This is a genomic window from Leyella stercorea, from assembly GCF_021531655.1.
This window is the reverse complement of sequence record NZ_JADYUF010000119.1, coordinates 1-568: the sequence shown is the minus strand read 5'-3', so window position 1 is coordinate 568 and position 568 is coordinate 1. Positions and strand designations below refer to the sequence as shown.

Sequence of the window (568 nt, the reverse complement as noted above, 5' to 3'; positions counted from 1 at the left end):
GATCTACACACACACCACATTCGAACAATTGAAGAAAGTTTATAGTAAAGCCCATCCCAGGGCATAACCCTTAAAATCAAAAAAGGAGGTAACTATGGAAATCAAGATTCAGTCAATTCATTTTGACGCTACTGAGAAATTGCAAGACTTCATCGAGAAGAAAGTTGCAAAATTGGAGAAGACATTCGAAGACATCAAGACAGCCGAGGTACAGCTCAAGGTAGTGAAGCCAGCCACCGCACAGAACAAGGAGACAAGCCTTACGGTGAGCGTTCCCGGACAGACTCTTTTCGTAGAGAAGACATGCGATACATTTGAGGAGGGAGTAGACCTTTGTGTCGACGCAATGAAGGTACAATTAACCAAATTCAAAGAAAAAGCACGTAAAATGTAAAAAAAAATGCCGAAAAGTTTTGGCGAATAAAAAATAAGTCGTATCTTTGCAGCCGTTTTAGAACAGGTCCTAAATCGCCGTATAACGGCTGCAGGGATTTTGCCTCTTTAGCTCAGTTGGCCAGAGCACGTGATTTGTAATCTCGGGGTCGTTGGTTCGAATCCGACAAGAGGC

Annotated in this window: 1 protein-coding gene and 1 tRNA gene; both read left to right on the top strand. The window is 42.8% G+C overall.

Translation table 11 applies throughout. The annotated features are described in order from the left end of the window. Window positions 1-94 precede the first annotated feature (94 nt). Window positions 95-394: a ribosome hibernation-promoting factor, HPF/YfiA family gene (hpf, locus tag I6E49_RS14285; RefSeq protein ID WP_235403149.1), complete on the top strand. Its 300-nt coding sequence runs from the start codon at window positions 95-97 to the stop codon at window positions 392-394. A gap of 101 nt (window positions 395-495) precedes the next feature. After that, window positions 496-568, top strand: a tRNA-Thr gene (locus tag I6E49_RS14280).